Raw genomic sequence first — 15,783 nt, 5'->3', positions numbered from 1 at the left:
TTTATTTTTCACAAATGAAATAGGACTGCTATAGTCTAGTTAATAGTTCTAAAAGCAGGAGTTTTCAAGGGTAACTTTGGGAATCCCTCAGCATACCGCGAAGTTGATCAGGGAGAGTGTCAAGGAAATTAACAAGAGTTACTTTTGTACTGGCAAATACGGAAAGTAAAAATCCAGTGTAAGGTATTCTTGAGAGAAAGTCTCAGCTATGAATTTGATTTAGTTCTAGTTAATTCAATGCTAATTGTACCGCCAAAGTCTGGAATGGGTGCTGCAGGTTTTTTCAAAATAACTTGAACTTGTACCACGCGATCGCTTGATGCCAAAATAGAATCTGCAATAGCGCCTGCTAGACGTTCTATCAGAAGAAACTTTGATGTCTTGACCAGATTTTGCACCAAGCTAATAGTCTTACGGTAATCGATAGTATTTTCTATCGCGTCAGTTTCAGCAGCTTGTGAAAGATCTACCCATAATCTGACATCTACCTCAAACCATTGTCCTAACACCTGTTCCTCTTGCAGGTACCCAGTGTAGCCATAGGAGCGAATTCCCGTCAAATGAATGCAGTCCATAAAAAATAGTCCTAAGTGAGTAATTTTAGTATTCAACAGCTTATTGGCTTTCCTGATTCATCTACGATAGGAAGGTTGGTTGAAATATACCAGAAAATTAGGATGATGAAATAACTCACCAGACAATCAGTTTAAAATGACCAAAGCTAAGGGTGTAGGGGAGCCAGTACTTCAGGAGGGAAACCCTCTTATGGCACTTCGTGCCACGCTACGCTATCAGTACTGGCTCAACGGACAGGTGCCTCAAGTCGGGAAACCCGCCCACGGCACTGTCCTCCCCTACACCCTCACCCCCTTACACCCCTAGTTCGTGACGTTCTTGTTGACATATCTGTTTGAACTAAAAACTCAGGACTTTTGGACTTTCAAGGTTGATGGTAATTGATTTTAGAAACATTAATACAGTATGGTCGTCGATTGCTGCCCAGACATTAAAGCGCCTAGGATTAACTTGTGTTGTGATCTGTCCGGGTTCCCGTTCCACACCTCTAGCAGTCGCCTTTGCCCAACAATCACCTGATATTGAGGCAATTTCTATTCTTGATGAACGATCTGCAGCTTTTTTTGCCCTCGGTCAAGCAAAAGCAACCGGACGCCCCACAGTCGTTATTTGTACCTCTGGGACAGCAGGAGCGAATTTTTACCCGGCGGTGATTGAAGCAAAAGAAAGTCATGTACCTTTATTGCTGTTTACCACAGATAGACCACCTGAGTTACGAGATTGCCATTCTGGTCAAACTATAAATCAGCTGAAATTATACGGCAATTACCCAAACTGGCAGACAGAGCTAGCTATTCCCTCTGTGGATATGGGAATGCTTGCTTATCTGCGGCAAACGATGATTCATGCGTGGGAACGTTCACAAACTCCTGTACCCGGACCTGTGCACCTCAATTTTCCCTTTCGCGACCCCCTTGCACCTATGCCCGATGTAGAGATCTTGCACGCAACATCTTTACAATTGTTACAGTCCGAATTTGACACAGAAGACTTTTTCTCTCAAGTCACAGCCATCTCTCCATCTTTTTATCTTCCCACTTCTGTAAATCTTCCTTTCCAACAGTGGTTAAAAACTCAACGAGGAATTATCATCGCTGGTGTTGCCCAACCGCAAAAACCTCAGGAGTATTGTCGTGCGATCGCCCAACTCTCCAAAACCTTAAAATTTCCAGTTTTGGCAGAGGGACTCTCTCCAGTCAGAAACTATGTTGACGAAAATCCTTATATTATTTCCACTTATGACCTGATTTTGCGGAATCAGGAATTCGCAAAACAGCTCGCACCAGAAGTGGTGATTCAAATTGGTGAAATACCCACCAGTAAAGATTTACGTAACTGGTTAACTTCTACCCAAGCACAACGCTGGATTATTGACAAGAGCGACCAAAACCTCGATCCTCTTCATGGTAAGACAACTCATCTACGCATAAGTATAGAAGAATTAAACAGATGGGAAACACTTGAGCAAGGGAACAGGGGAGCAGAGGAAAAAGCAGTGAGGGAGAGAAGGAAGGAAGGAGGGAGGGAAGAGTTAATGCTCAATAACTCTTTTCCCTCACTCCCACACTCCCACACTCCCTCTTCTCCCTCATCTTCTTCTGAGTATCTCCAACTATGGTGTATAGCAGAAGCAAAAGTCAGAGAGAGTGTTGACCAAACTTTGACAACAATAGACGAGTTATTTGAAGGCAAAGCAGCTTGGTTGCTTTCTCAGACATTACCACCAAAAACACCTATTTTTATTGCTAACAGTATGCCAGTGCGGGATGTCGAATTCTTTTGGAAACCGACTTACTCACAAGTGCAACCTTTTTTCAACAGAGGTGCGAATGGCATTGATGGCACATTGTCCACAGCTTTGGGAATTGCCCATCGCCAACAAAGTAGTGTCATGTTGACAGGTGATTTAGCTTTATTGCATGACACAAATGGTTTTTTAATCAGAAATAAATTTGTTGGACATCTCACCATTGTATTAATTAACAATAATGGTGGTGGAATTTTTGAAATGTTATCTATTTCCAAATTTGAGCCACCATTTGAAGAATTTTTTGCAACTCCGCAAGATATTGATTTTGCTCAACTCTGTACTACTTATGGTGTTGAGCACGAATTGATAACTTCTTGGAAACAGTTACTGTCAAGATTAAACCCACTGGCCAACAAGGGAATTCGGGTTTTAGAGTTGCAGACAAATCGCAAAGCAGATGCTCAGTGGCGTAGGGAGAATTTAGGGAAATTTTCAGTAGATCTGGCTTAGATTTTGACCATGTTTTCTTCTGACTGCCATTTCACCAAATGCCTGATATCAAATCCGGTAGCATCTGAATGATAAAAAAAACCGCAGAGGACGCAGACGGAGTGCTGGAGAAATAATTCCGATACAAACGGATTTGATATGATACAAATGATTGGTCTTTAATTCTTTCCCCCTACACCCCTACACCCCTACACCCCTACACCCCTAGTTCCAGTCATTACGCCGCACCCTGTGCAAGAGCCATTGCTCTCCTAACAGCAGCATCGGCATTCACAAACCCGTAACCGTACTCTGTATCATAGCCAGATGCACCCAAGTCGTAAGCTGTTTGTGACAGAATCGTCTTAATTTGAGTAGCAGTGAGATTTGAATTCACACTCCACACCAATGAAGCAACTCCTACCACGTTTGGCACTGCTGCTGAAGTGCCATTGAAACGTTGATCATAATCGAACGTAAAACCATTAGAAGATTTGGTAGCATTGGTTGTGAGGTACTCAGATGGTGCCATGAGAGTCAGACCATCTCCTTTATTGGAACCCCACCCTCCTTGATAGGAAATCCGTGTTCCAGGTGTTGTGGCATTGCCATTCCAGTCTTTAACTCCCCAAGAAGCACCGACTGCTACAACATTGGCATACATCTTCGCTAAGTCGGCAGGACTATCAAGACTATTGGCGTTAGTATTTCCAGCAGCAACCACAAACAAGGCTGTATTTTGATTATTAGCAATCAGTTGCTCAAATTGTGGTGAACTACCACCAGTCAAGCTGAGATTGACTACTAGACGCTGACCTTTACTATTTGCTTGATTAATCAGTGTTTGTGTCGCACTCACCAAATCGTAATCCCCAGGATCACCACCCATAACATCGATATGGAAAATATCAGAATTCCAGTTGATACCACTCATCCCGACGCCATTATTGCTCGCCGCCCCAATCACTCCTTCAACTTCAGTACCGTGGGCAATGGAGTTACTCATTTCATCCAAGTAGTTATTACTTATTACATTGGGGGAACGTAAATCAGGGTGAAGAACACCACCATTGGCAGCCAAGCCGGTATCTTCAATTCCAATAAGTACTTTGTTGGAACCAGTCGTCAAACCCCACGCACTTTGAACACCCATCATATGTAGGTTCCATTGTTGCCCAAACAAAGGGTCGTTAGGCGTCACTGATAAGTTGATTGTTTTGTCTGCAAATTTAATTGCTTCAATGCCCTCAAACAAAATTTCTTTGCCGTTGCTTAATGTTATGTCATCAAATAAGCGAGTACCATTGCCTGGGTTATACATCACACCCCCTGTGGAGTTGACTAACTTCATCGTGGCTTGTGTGGAGGAAAATCCAGATAGATCCAGTAAGTCTCGCCCTCCACTACCATAGTCAACGTTGCCATTGCCAGAGTATATTGTGCGATTGTATGTAGACTGATAAGTAAAGTTATCTGCCCGAAGAGTTCCCTTGACATATTGCGTGTTGCTATCAGGGAAGAGGGATGTAATTACAGAAGTAGCTAGCTGTTGTGCACCGTTGGAAATGGAGGATAATATGCCTCCATCACTGGGAGTCGGTATTGTTTCACTACTAGATACACGGGTTGCTGACAAACTTAGGTTGTAGAAACTTTCACTATTATCGTACGAGTTTACGCGTACATAGTATGTTCCTGGGTTTAAAGTACGATTTATTGATTGATTTGTGATGCCAACGTTAAGGGAGCTTCCAAGTGTATTGCCATTACCATCTAGCAGTTGCACCTGTGCATCATCACTCAAACCACTAAGTCCTAATTTGAAATCACTCCTGGTCTTTAGTGCAAATTTGTAGTAATCATTTGTATCTGATATACCTACCCAATCACTGTAGTTTTTTGCTTTGGAATGAAGAGTAATTTGACGTGCATTTTGTAAAGAATCTCCAGCATAATCAATGGGCGTTGCCGAAACAGCTAATTTGTAATCAGTTTCTAAACCTTCATCGATAGAGATTTTGACATAATACAAACCTGCATCTAAGGTTTGGTTAATCGATTCAGGCTTCGCGCCACTGAAAACAGAACTACTTATGACTTCACCGTCATCTACAACACCATTTCCATTTGAATCTCGAATCAAGTCTACGTGTGCATTTGCGCTTGAGTCTTCTAATTCAAGGTTAAAACTACTACGACCTTTCAGATTGAAGCTGTAGAAATTGCTATGAGCGGAATTTAATGTATCACTAAATATTTGAGGATTGATGCTTGTATTTAAGTTTTTAGCAGTCTCTAGAGAGCTTTCAGAAAAAGTCGTTGACATAGGTTAATCAGTTTACCATCTGTATATATTACATCAACTCTAATATCGTATTTTTTCATGGCAAAAATGATACTTAGAGAGACATTTACTGAAAAAATAGAAAATTTTTACTGATTCTTCATAGAATTGATAAATTCTAAGAGTGTTTTCTCTGAAAAATTAATCAAATCTGTGTTTTAAACAGTTGTAATATAAAACACGTAGTTTTGAAGCGAAGTAACGAGGAAAAAGGCAAAGGGCTGTTCCTCCCTTTAAAGAAAATAGATAATAGAAAATCTCTCTCAATAGATTTTTGTCAGTCTCCTTTCCTCAAAATTCACCATCTTGAGAAAAATTTATTCCTGAGTCTTCCTCTGTATTGCGGATTATGGTCTTTTGGGAAATTAGCAGATAACTGATATATAGACTAAAAACGTATAAAAAATCACATTATATATTATGTGACTAAGAAATTGTAGGTAGTAATCAAACTTGTTCTAAATTAGTTATTCTATTGGTACTTTGGCAAAATACTTCTAAAAAAGCTGAGTTGATACAATGTTTGATTCGATAAACTCTCTAAATCCTTGGCTGGTTGGAGTCGGCTTGAACTCCGTGCTACTATTTGTGGTTTGCATTGCCCCCAAAAAGTTGCTCACTCCATCTGGAGTGTTTCATGCTTGGTTACTTGGTGTCCTGATTTGGGCAACACTAGGGTGGCAGGGATATGTACTCGTGATGTTTTACTTTCTTGTTGGTTCTTTGATTACGCGCGTAGGTATGGCGCAGAAGGAAGCACAAGGTATTGCAGAAAAACGTTCTGGTGCAAGAGGTCCAGAAAATGTCTGGGGTTCTGCTTTAACTGCGGCTTTGTGTGCGTTAGGAGTATGGGCGACAAGTTCGGGAATTTTTCCTACACCTCAAAACTTACATCCCACCTTAGCTAACCTATTGTTGCTGGGTTATGTGGCGAGTTTTTGTACAAAGCTTTCTGACACCTGTGCAAGCGAAGTGGGTAAGGCTTATGGTAAAAGCACTTTTCTGATTACCACCCTACAACCAGTGGCACGGGGAACCGAAGGCGCGGTTAGTTTGGAGGGAACTTTAGCTGGTGCGATCGCCTCACTCGCCCAAGCACTACTCGGTTGGGGAGTCGGTTTGATAGATTTATTCGGTGTTTTTTGGTGTGTTGTAGCAGCGTTTGTAGCTACGAATTTAGAAAGTGTGATTGGTGCAACACTCCAATCTCGCTTTAATTGGCTTACCAATGAAGTGGTGAATATTTTCAACACATTGATAGGCGCAAGTACAGCAATTTTTATTGCCTGGATATGGGCACATTTCATTGCCTAACATTTTTATAAAAATCTTGAGTATTTTTTAGCAATCTCCTGGTGAATTATCACTTGGGGTGAAAACTAGTTATAATTGCAACACTATTTTTTATATAAAATTGTCAATTCAAATGCAATTTTGTTTAAAAAAAAGTTGTATGTTGTTTTTTTGTCGTTTTTTCTATTCATTATTTATTTAACTTCATGGAATTTTTATCATTTTTAACTGTAGATGAAAAACCGATTTCCTATGTACAAGCAGTAAAATATTTGCAATCATCGGGAAAATTGGGGCAATTTATTGGAGACATTCTTCGTCAGTACATAATCGAACAAGAACTACAAAAACGAGAAGATATACTCATTAGTTCTGCTTTGACAGAACAGACTATAATTGACTTCCGACTAAAAAATAAATTGACAGAACCTCAGAAATTTCAAGAATGGCTACAAAGTAATGGGACAAATTATGATACCTTTCACTCATCAGTTGCTTATGGTTTTAAGGTAGAAAAACTGAAAGCGAGCGTCACAGAATCCAAGCTACAAGAATACTACATTGAACGTAAAATTTATTTAGATAGGGTGGTAGTTTCGCGAATTGTTGTTGAGACTCAGGAGTTGGCGGAAGAACTACAAACCCAAATCGAAGAAGGAGCAAACTTTGAGCAACTTGCTAGAGAATATTCACTCTCAGATGAAAAAATTGTGAACGGTATGATGGGACCTGTAAGTCGGGGAACAATGCCAGATAAACTCAGGGCATGTATTGATATTGCCAGTCCCGGACAATTAATAGGACCAATAGAACTGGAAGGACGCTATGGATTGTTTCGTGTGGAACAATTTCTAAGCGCGTCGTTAGAAGATACTCAACTAAGGCAAGCACTACAAAATGAGTTGTTTGAGAAATGGCTAGCAGAGAAAATTCAAAAACTAACGGTAAAATTGCAGGTGAATTAAAACTTTTAGGTGACGAATCTTCAGAAAATAGCGTGCTAGCATCTTTATCTTGGGATCAACCACCACTGTGCTGGCTAACAGCTGAACAACAAAACCGACTGCAAAAGGTGTCAGAAACTCTTCGCTACAAATTGGGAGAAAAAATCTGGCCACAAGAAGCAGGAGGTTTCCAATTCTTGATTATTTCTGGAAACATTCGCCTACGGGACGGAAGCGTCGGTAAGACTTTGACAGTACTACAACCAGGAGATTGGTTCGGCGACTTAAACAACTTTTCTGTAGAGTGTAAGGCTGTTGCTGCTAGTAAAGAAGTCGTCGTACTACGCTGGACGACAGCAGTATGGGCAGAACTTTCAACGCCACAAATTGAAGGGTTTTGGTTAGGAAATCAAGAAGACGCGGGGACAAAAGAACAAATCAATTCAAAATCACCGAAGATTGGAGTCTCCTCCAAAGACGCTGCGCGAACGGAGGAAACCTCCGTTCCAACTTCTCTCCAAATTCCAAATTCCAAATTAGAAGTCTCTGCCTCATCTAACTCACCCCCTCACTCTCCTCCCCAAGTCTCCCCCTCGTCCACACAATCATCAACATACCCCTTCGTCTCTAGCTGGAACACAGGTGCTGCGTGTTTAACAATGGTGGCGCAACAGCTAGACAATCCTGTACAACTCGAATGGGTACAACGTCAACTGCGAGGACAACAAGCAAAACATCTTGTAGAAGCAGCAGAAAAGTTAGGTTTTGTGCTGCGACGGCTGCAAGTCAGTTGGAGTGAGTTACAACAGTTATCATTTCCAGCTTTGTTACGGTGGAAAACATCAGAAAAAACAGAGGAAGGTTGGATAGTCGCGTATGCCCTCAAGGGCGATCGCCTGATTGTCGCAAATCCCTTAAATCCCAATCACACTTGTGAAAGCTTACTACGCTCAGTGGTTGAAGAGACTTGGGATGGGCAGTTATGGCAAGTAGAAGTCATCAACAAGCAAGAAAAATTTAACCTCAATTGGTTCACTCCAGCAGTTTGGCAGTACCGAGGATTACTGGCAGAGGTGCTGCTGGCGTCTTTCACATTGCAGCTTTTGGGGTTAGCAACACCACTGATTACTCAAGTTGTTATTGATAAGGTGATGGTGCAGGAGAGTTTGCCAACTCTTGATGTTATGGCGATCGCACTCCTGCTAACCTCTATATTCGAGGCAGTTCTTGGTATCCTGCGACTGTTCATTTTTACCCATACCGCCCGTCGCCTAGATTTAAGTTTATCAGCACAGCTGTTTCGCCACCTGATGCGGTTACCCTTGGCTTATTTTGAGTCTCGGCGGGTAGGAGATACAGTTGCACGAGTTCAAGAACTCGAACAAATCCGCCAGTTTCTCACAGGTACAGCGTTAACTGTAGTTTTGGATAGCATCTTTGCTGTCGTGTATTTGGGGTTAATGTTTTACTACAATATCCCCCTGACATTTGTGGCGTTAGCAGTTCTGCCCTTGTTTGCCACTTTAACAGTGGTTGCAACGCCAATTCTCCGCAACTGGCTAAACGAAACCTTTAACCGCAGTGCTGATAGTCAATCATTTCTTGTCGAAACAATTACAGGAATTCACTCAGTTAAAGCACACGCAGCAGAACCAGCAGCACGCGATCGCTGGGAAGGTTTATTTGCTCGCTTCGTCCGCACAGGTTTCAAAGCTTCTACCACCTCTAACATTAGTAGTAACATTGGTGACTTCCTCACCAATTTTTCCAACTTGCTTATTCTTTGGTTTGGAGCCAAGCTTGTTATTGATCATAAATTAACAGTCGGTCAACTAGTCGCATTTCAAATGCTTTCTGGTAGAGTCACAGCACCACTTTTACGCCTGGTGCAGCTTTGGCAAACCTTCCAACAAGTGCTGCTTTCTGTTGACCGGATTGGTGATATTCTTAACGTAGCCCCAGAAGCGGAACCAGGCACTGGTTTAGTGTTACCATCCCTCAAAGGTCAAGTTAACTTTGAGCAAGTTTTCTTCCACTACCGACAAAGCGCTGAACCCGTCTTGAGAGGAATCTCGTTTTCTGTAGAACCAGGACAGTTTGTTGGTGTTGTTGGACGCAGTGGTTCTGGGAAAAGTACTCTTTCTAAAGTGTTGCAACGCCTTTATCAAATTGAATCAGGACGCATCCTCATTGATGGTTTTGATATTAAAAGCGCTGATTTAGCTTCGCTGCGCCAACAAATTGGTGTTGTTCTGCAAGAAGACTTTTTATTCAACGGTTCTATCTTAGACAATATAACTCTCGGTAATCCCGACATCACTTCAGAACAAGTCGTAGAAGCTGCAAGATATGCTGTTGCTCATGACTTTATCAGTGAATTACCCCACGGCTACGAAACAAATGTCGGAGAACGGGGTACAGCTTTATCTGGCGGACAACGTCAACGCATAGCTTTAGCACGATTATTTCTCTCGTCAGCGCCGATTTTAATTTTGGACGAAGCAACCAGTGCTTTAGATAGTGAAACTGAACAGCAAGTCCTGGAAAACTTACAAAAAGTTTCCGCTAACCGCACCGTGTTTCTCATCGCCCACCGTTTTGCCCCCCTCAAGCGTGCTGATTTAATTTTGGTACTGGAGAAGGGCGTTCTCGCCGAACGCGGAAACCATTTGGATCTGTTGCGACAAAAAGGTTTGTACTGGTCATTGTATCAAAGACAGCAGGCAAATATTTAATATAAATAATTGGTGTTTTCAATCCCGTATTTATATTTAATATTGTTGTTAAGCTCATTACCTCGTCTTACCTCGTTCCCAGTCTCCGACTGGGAATGCCCATTGGGAGGCTCTGCCTCCGATACTTGCGGCAGAACCGCCCCAAGTGCATTTCCTGCTTAGACCTGGAAACGAGTGTAAGGGTGTAGAAGAATACAAGCAGATGAAACCACAAATCATAGGGTGGGCATTGCTTATATTATGTAATAGACATTTGAAATATTGGTGAGCAATGCCCACCCTACAAAAAACCTTGTTGTTAGACATCGCCAAAAGTTACGAATTATTTGAGCGATCGCTTATGTAGCCGAACTCAAGTATAGGAGCTTCTTCCACAATCAACACAATAAAAACAAATCCCTACTGAGGAATATCAGGAGAAACGTGGTTAGATATTTCATAGGGTTAACGTTTCACTGTTATACTTCATGCGGCGTGATTCAATTTTTTACAAACTATTCCAACAATCGCCAACTTTGCTATTTGAACTATTGACAAATCCTCCAATAAATGCAGGTGAATACAAATTTGACTCGGTAGCTGTCAAAGAACCTAAATTTGAGATTGATGGAGTATTTCTGCCGCCAGAAAATACAAGTCCGGGTACTGTATATTTCTGTGTTAGCGAAGCGTGCCGAAGCATGAGGCAGGTGCAATTCCAAAAAGACCAAAGACTCTATGAACGTGTATTTGCGGAATCTTGGCTATATTTCTACCGCAACCGTGACAGGTTTAGTGATTGGCAAATAGTAATAATTTATCCATCACGCAGCATTGAGCAAAGTGATATTTATCCTCATCGCTCATTTCTCAACGGTGGACAAGTACATCGGGTTTATTTAGATGAGTTGGGGGATATTCGCTCTTTACCTGTATGGGTGGCGTTAATGGTATTAACTACGGTAGAAGAAGAACTTGCACCACAAGAAGCAAGGTATTTACTTGAGCGTTCTTCTTTTGAACAATCCGAAACCGTAAGTCGCGCCATAATGGAGCTAGCGATCACAATCATGGTGTACAAATTTGAGCAATTAAGTCGAACGGAGGTAGAATTGATGTTAGGGATTACACTCAAAGAAACACGAGTTTACAGAGAAATAAAGGAAGAGGGGAGAGAGGAAGGACGAGAACAGGGAGAACGATCGCTCATTCTTCGTCAACTAACTCGACGGGTGGGAGACTTACCTCAAGATGTGCGCGATCGCATCGATACTCTGTCCCTAGAACAATTAGAAAATCTTGGTGAAGCGTTGCTTGATTTTACTAGTATGGCTGATTTACAGGTTTGGCTGGAGGCAGTTGGGGGTTAGTGATCAGCAGGAGCAAATTTTCAGTTTACTCCTCTTTTGGCGACACAACCTCATTGTTCGCGCCAGCGATATATTTTGTTACATAGTTAGGTTTATTTGTGCCTACTTACTTACAGGATGAATTACCCAGCACTCAGCACGCAACACTTGGTCTGGATGGCTTCTCTTGAAAGACTACATTGTCAGCACTCATCCAACTGTGACCAAAAGCAAGATAGGCTTTAGCTGATAGGGGTTGACCGGGTTGGTAAACAATTTTGATATGGTTGATTCTTCTCCAAAAGAAGCTGACGGCATTCGATCCCATCAAGATATCTCCGTAGGTTAGGTTAGCAGGCCATAGTTCTGGGCAGTCTGACCGCTGGGTGAAACCACTCCAGTCGAGGAGGGCATTCCGCTTTCCTGGAGTACACAAGTCTGCGTGAACCAAATGATCAATAAATTGTTGCCAGCGTGACTGATCATGGAATTGTTTGGTGACAAAGCATTCCAGTCCGATTCTGGGATGAACTGTTTGATCAATATCAATGGCTAAAGCGAGAGTATCTACGAAGGGAGAGAGGGTTGAGCTGTAAAGCGCTAATGCATGGGTTGGATCTTCCCAACCAATTTGCTCCAGGTAAATTGGTAATTGCTCAAACAGAATTTCTTTGATAGTTAGCCGCAATCCTTGGTTTGGACGGGCTAGCCAAACCCCGATGTTTGCCAGCTTTGCACCATCAGGCAAAGAGCTAAGGCAATGCTTGAGTTTTGCTGTAAGTTGTGAGTTGAGCGGATACTGAAACAACCTAAGACTATGTTCAATCAGCTCTTGCAGATTAATCGTTGTTTCTGGCTTGAACATGATGTAAGGCGAGGGACTAATCGCCTCTATAAATTGTTGATCTGTAGGTTGTTCGGGTAGGTCGAATTCGAGAATTAGATTGTTAATCGATTGATGCAAACTAGAAGCCGAGTCCATCCACTTCTGGGCAAAAGTCTGGCAAGCTTGCCATGCAAGGTTCGGCAGAAAACGGTCTGAGAGTTCAGGGGGGAAGTGAGTAAAACTGGCATGGAAGTCAACGTCAGGTTCGTTGCCATTCAGACGGCATTCTAATAAATTAGCCGAAGAGATGGGTAAGCGTTGAGCCAAGGCTTGAATTTGAGCTAAGGCTTGGGAACTGACTAGCTCAGGATCAAGATGGGGAGTAACGATCTTTAAATAATCTTCTAGTGAAACATTCATTAATCAATTTTAGAAAAGTTTAATATACAAAAAAGCTGGAAATTTGTTTGATAGAAAAACTAAACTACAGAGTTTACAGCAGAATTCTATGCTCTGAACATCTTTAGTTTTCTATTAAAGACGAGTATGGAAATTTACTTTGATTGCTTAGAAGATGTTTGGAAAGTATAATTTTTGTCATGCGGTAAGCCGCAAAGCGTCTACAGAATGACAAATTATACTTGTCTTGGACTTTCAAAACATCCTCTTAGGGGTAAAATAAAATAGTTAGGAAGAAAATGAAGAATTAGACAAATGAATCACGGATAAATAGGAAGGGAGCCTTTTGTAAGATATCCAATACCAGATTCAACAAATTGGTAATTCCAATTGGCCACTCCCTTTGCCCAATTATCATCTATTTGCTTTTTCTCTTGCTCAGCTATTTCTTGTGCTTTTTCCTTGGCTTCAATCTTTACTTCAAGTGGGGCGTTCATTGCTTCTATCTCTGCTTTAGCGCGATCAGCTTTGTCTTGTTTTGTCTTTTTGTTTTCATTAATTTTATCTAGTAAAAAAGCTTTCACTTCTTCCTCAGTAAAGCTATAGTTTATATTGCCTAAGCTAACCATCAGGTTTACAAAATTATCAAAACTATCCGTTGCTTTAAGCTTTTCTTGCGTCGCTCCTTGGTGTAGAAATTCTTCATTCAAAAATTTTTCTAACGATTGTTTAGACATACAGTTTGACTCCTATTTGAAAAACTTGAGCTAGATTACGAATTGTGTACTTCTTCCAATCACAAACAACGAACTTGCCTTAGTGTTCATCCAAGCATCCTTCTCGTTTTTCGAGGAACCCGGCAGTGTCCTCACTTGCCCAACAAGAATCATCTTTGCAAGCCTCTGGAAAAATTTCGGAAAATCTTTGATTTAGGGCTTTATTAGCACTAAATATCTGAAGTGATGGTGTGACTGTCTGGAAAACAGCAATTAATGCCATCACTATTTTGTTTATAACTACCTGAAACTCTGACTTGCCCCATAACGTAAATATTATCCCCCACTGAACAAGCACTTCCTTGTTGCTGATGAGAATAGGCGGCTATGTAGCATCCTCGATTTATGACAAATCATTTCCAGTGGACACGATTGAGAAATCGGTAGGAAAAACCGCACACTTTAGATCAGGATCACTCAAACCTAAGACATCTTTAATTTTTTTGCTGTCAGGAGAATCCATCAATTTTTTCACAAAGAATTGGCGGACAAGGGAATTTAGTGAGCAAATTCCCTGATTCTGAACTGTAAGTAGATTCCACTCTTCCAAATTGACTCTAGCCTTTTCAAAATCATCGAAATTTTTTATGCAACGCAAGACAGGAACTGCATTCTCCCCTAAAGAAGAGCGTAATAAATCTAATCTATCTTTAAGGAATTCCCAGTAACTGTCGAAATCTGAAATATTACAAATGGGGGGAAGCAAACTTAGTACAAATGCCAGATTCTGACTTTTATAAGATAGTTCCTTCCAACTCAAATCAAGAACACATTCTATATTCTCCAACCCTTCATTCTTGATACCTTCTTTTTCCAACCTTTCTTTCATTTTCTGGAACGAAATGGATCGTTTATTTACATATTTACCTACTAACTTTAATGCGAAGGGTAAGTAACCCAATTTTTGACAGATTGCCTTTACATCTGACAATTCTTGATCAATCTCCTTTTTTGAACATTTCTTTAGGAACTCCAATGCGGTGGATTCATCCAAAGGATAAAGTTTAAACAACTCTATATCATCAGGTGTATATTGTGTTGTTATCAAAATTTTATAGTTTAGTCCTACTGCTTCCTTGTAGTCATCCTTAAACTTTTTATAGTCCGTAACTTCATCAAATATCACTAGCATAGGCTTTTCTGATTTTAGCAACCAAAACCAATCATTTGCCAGTTTTTTTTGCTGTTTTATCAGTTCTTGTTTTTTCTCTAAGGTATCATATTCGTTTTTCTCTTTTCGTTTCTCTAAATTTTTAATATCTTCGTATAATTCGTTATAAAAATTATTGTCACTATCAATTCTAATTCTTTCATTAACATACTTCCGTATTTGTTCTAACACAGAAGAGATATCCTGTCCTTGAAACCAATAGACTCCACCAGGATAAACCTGTTCCCAGTATTTAAATCCATATTGTTTGGCAAGTTCTGTTTTACCAATTCCATCTATACCAGTGATAGCAATTTTCTGGTGCTGCTGCATCTGTTGATGTAGTGTTTCAAGAGCTTGCTCTCTCCCCGCAATTTTTTCGTTTGCACTTCCAGGAATATGACCTATTAATTTTATAGTCCCGTAAGAGGTTCCAATATTGAGATCAAATTTAATTTGGTTATTCCCGTTGACTTGTGGCTGAGGATTTAAGCCATTTTTATTATATGATAAACTGTTCCCTAAGTTAGCATCTTTCACAGCCGCCGCAATTATTGGATTTAATGAATTTATTGCTTCCTCAACTGTAACACCTTGCTTTATCTTTGTATAAAACTTGCTTGCAATTGTTACAGCTAACCTCTCATCTAAAAGATGTTTCATTGCAATTATACAATCAAAGTATTCGTCGAACGCTTTTCCCTCGTTATTATCAATAATCCCGCCAGCCAAACACACGTTGAAAAAAAGAATACGAGGTTTAGTGTCTTTTTTAGTTTTTCCAAAGATGTTAATTAGATCGTCTTTATAAAGTGGATCTGCTCCCAAAGTTTTACCGCCATAAATAAGTGAATATTTTGGAATTTCAACATAGTTTTGTGAACCATGACCACTAAAGTGGATAATATTGGGATTATGCTCATCTATAACTTCTGCTACTTGTTCAAGGGTATATGTTTCTTGTTTTTTATTTAAAATTTCAAAATGTTCAGAACCTAGAATTGCTTGAGAGATTTCAAGAAACTCCTCCTTCTGCCTTACACAATCATTACGGTTTTCTGAGTGCAATTTAAAGAACAAAATTTTGTATGGCTTAGTGTTAGTCATAGTGAATTAAAATTTTTTATGTTAACAATATTTAGACATCATTTTAACATCAAAGGAGATCGGTAA

Annotated in this window: 12 protein-coding genes; 6 read left to right on the top strand and 6 right to left on the bottom strand. The window is 40.5% G+C overall.

Features of this window, described 5'->3' with window-relative positions; genetic code table 11:
* Positions 1 to 206: 206 nt before the first annotated feature.
* Positions 207 to 575: a dihydroneopterin aldolase gene (gene folB, locus AC5JM2_RS32155; RefSeq protein ID WP_495839644.1), complete on the bottom strand. Its 369-nt coding sequence runs from the start codon at positions 573 to 575 to the stop codon at positions 207 to 209.
* Positions 576 to 711: 136 nt separating this feature from the next.
* Here folB and AC5JM2_RS32150 point away from each other — a divergent pair, with 136 nt between their 5' ends.
* Positions 712 to 882, top strand: a complete 171-nt coding sequence (locus AC5JM2_RS32150) for a hypothetical protein (RefSeq protein WP_495839642.1) — start codon at positions 712 to 714, stop codon at positions 880 to 882.
* 67 nt (positions 883 to 949) lie between these two features.
* Positions 950 to 2,836 carry a 2-succinyl-5-enolpyruvyl-6-hydroxy-3-cyclohexene-1-carboxylic-acid synthase gene (gene menD, locus AC5JM2_RS32145; protein WP_495839640.1) on the top strand — a complete coding sequence of 629 codons (1,887 nt, stop codon included), beginning with the start codon at positions 950 to 952 and terminating at the stop codon, positions 2,834 to 2,836.
* Positions 2,837 to 3,053: 217 nt separating this feature from the next.
* Here menD and AC5JM2_RS32140 read toward each other — a convergent pair whose 3' ends face one another.
* Positions 3,054 to 5,141, bottom strand: coding sequence for a S8 family serine peptidase (locus AC5JM2_RS32140; protein WP_495839639.1), 2,088 nt, complete (start codon positions 5,139 to 5,141; stop codon positions 3,054 to 3,056).
* Between the two features lie 537 nt (positions 5,142 to 5,678).
* Here AC5JM2_RS32140 and AC5JM2_RS32135 point away from each other — a divergent pair.
* The 4 genes from AC5JM2_RS32135 to AC5JM2_RS32120 all read left to right on the top strand — a co-directional run bounded on the left by AC5JM2_RS32135 (position 5,679) and on the right by AC5JM2_RS32120 (position 11,480).
* On the top strand, positions 5,679 to 6,473 hold the full coding sequence (locus AC5JM2_RS32135) for a TIGR00297 family protein (protein ID WP_495839637.1): 795 nt from the start codon (positions 5,679 to 5,681) through the stop codon (positions 6,471 to 6,473).
* A gap of 185 nt (positions 6,474 to 6,658) precedes the next feature.
* Positions 6,659 to 7,417, top strand: a complete 759-nt coding sequence (locus AC5JM2_RS32130; RefSeq protein WP_495839635.1) for a foldase protein PrsA — start codon at positions 6,659 to 6,661, stop codon at positions 7,415 to 7,417.
* Positions 7,366 to 10,131 carry a type I secretion system permease/ATPase gene (locus AC5JM2_RS32125; RefSeq protein WP_495839633.1) on the top strand — a complete coding sequence of 922 codons (2,766 nt, stop codon included), beginning with the start codon at positions 7,366 to 7,368 and terminating at the stop codon, positions 10,129 to 10,131. Before AC5JM2_RS32130 ends, AC5JM2_RS32125 begins: the two co-directional genes overlap by 52 nt.
* Positions 10,132 to 10,598: 467 nt before the next feature.
* The gene (locus AC5JM2_RS32120) at positions 10,599 to 11,480 is read left to right on the top strand and encodes a DUF2887 domain-containing protein (protein ID WP_495839631.1); all 882 of its coding nucleotides are present in this window, start codon (positions 10,599 to 10,601) and stop codon (positions 11,478 to 11,480) included.
* 133 nt (positions 11,481 to 11,613) lie between these two features.
* Here AC5JM2_RS32120 and AC5JM2_RS32115 read toward each other — a convergent pair whose 3' ends face one another.
* The 4 genes from AC5JM2_RS32115 to AC5JM2_RS32100 all read right to left on the bottom strand — a co-directional run bounded on the left by AC5JM2_RS32115 (position 11,614) and on the right by AC5JM2_RS32100 (position 15,717).
* Positions 11,614 to 12,705 carry a hypothetical protein gene (locus AC5JM2_RS32115; protein ID WP_495839629.1) on the bottom strand — a complete coding sequence of 364 codons (1,092 nt, stop codon included), beginning with the start codon at positions 12,703 to 12,705 and terminating at the stop codon, positions 11,614 to 11,616.
* A gap of 299 nt (positions 12,706 to 13,004) precedes the next feature.
* Positions 13,005 to 13,421, bottom strand: a complete 417-nt coding sequence (locus AC5JM2_RS32110) for a hypothetical protein (protein ID WP_495839628.1) — start codon at positions 13,419 to 13,421, stop codon at positions 13,005 to 13,007.
* Between the two features lie 79 nt (positions 13,422 to 13,500).
* On the bottom strand, positions 13,501 to 13,683 hold the full coding sequence (locus tag AC5JM2_RS32105; protein WP_495839626.1) for a hypothetical protein: 183 nt from the start codon (positions 13,681 to 13,683) through the stop codon (positions 13,501 to 13,503).
* A 120-nt stretch (positions 13,684 to 13,803) separates the two neighbouring features.
* Entirely contained in the window at positions 13,804 to 15,717 is a 1,914-nt protein-coding gene (locus tag AC5JM2_RS32100; protein ID WP_495839624.1) for a hypothetical protein, read from the bottom strand.
* Positions 15,718 to 15,783 lie beyond the last annotated feature (66 nt).

The organism is Brasilonema angustatum (assembly GCF_059505445.1).
This window is presented reverse-complemented; position numbering and strand designations above follow the sequence as displayed.

Coding starts and splice junctions, on each gene's coding strand:
- folB (WP_495839644.1), bottom strand. CDS start 575: ATGGACTGCATTCATTTGACGGGAATTCGCTCCTATGGCTACACTGGG.
- AC5JM2_RS32150 (WP_495839642.1), top strand. CDS start 712: ATGACCAAAGCTAAGGGTGTAGGGGAGCCAGTACTTCAGGAGGGAAAC.
- menD (WP_495839640.1), top strand. CDS start 950: ATGGTAATTGATTTTAGAAACATTAATACAGTATGGTCGTCGATTGCT.
- AC5JM2_RS32140 (WP_495839639.1), bottom strand. CDS start 5,141: ATGTCAACGACTTTTTCTGAAAGCTCTCTAGAGACTGCTAAAAACTTA.
- AC5JM2_RS32135 (WP_495839637.1), top strand. CDS start 5,679: ATGTTTGATTCGATAAACTCTCTAAATCCTTGGCTGGTTGGAGTCGGC.
- AC5JM2_RS32130 (WP_495839635.1), top strand. CDS start 6,659: ATGGAATTTTTATCATTTTTAACTGTAGATGAAAAACCGATTTCCTAT.
- AC5JM2_RS32125 (WP_495839633.1), top strand. CDS start 7,366: ATGGCTAGCAGAGAAAATTCAAAAACTAACGGTAAAATTGCAGGTGAA.
- AC5JM2_RS32120 (WP_495839631.1), top strand. CDS start 10,599: ATGCGGCGTGATTCAATTTTTTACAAACTATTCCAACAATCGCCAACT.
- AC5JM2_RS32115 (WP_495839629.1), bottom strand. CDS start 12,705: ATGAATGTTTCACTAGAAGATTATTTAAAGATCGTTACTCCCCATCTT.
- AC5JM2_RS32110 (WP_495839628.1), bottom strand. CDS start 13,421: ATGTCTAAACAATCGTTAGAAAAATTTTTGAATGAAGAATTTCTACAC.
- AC5JM2_RS32105 (WP_495839626.1), bottom strand. CDS start 13,683: ATGGCATTAATTGCTGTTTTCCAGACAGTCACACCATCACTTCAGATA.
- AC5JM2_RS32100 (WP_495839624.1), bottom strand. CDS start 15,717: ATGACTAACACTAAGCCATACAAAATTTTGTTCTTTAAATTGCACTCA.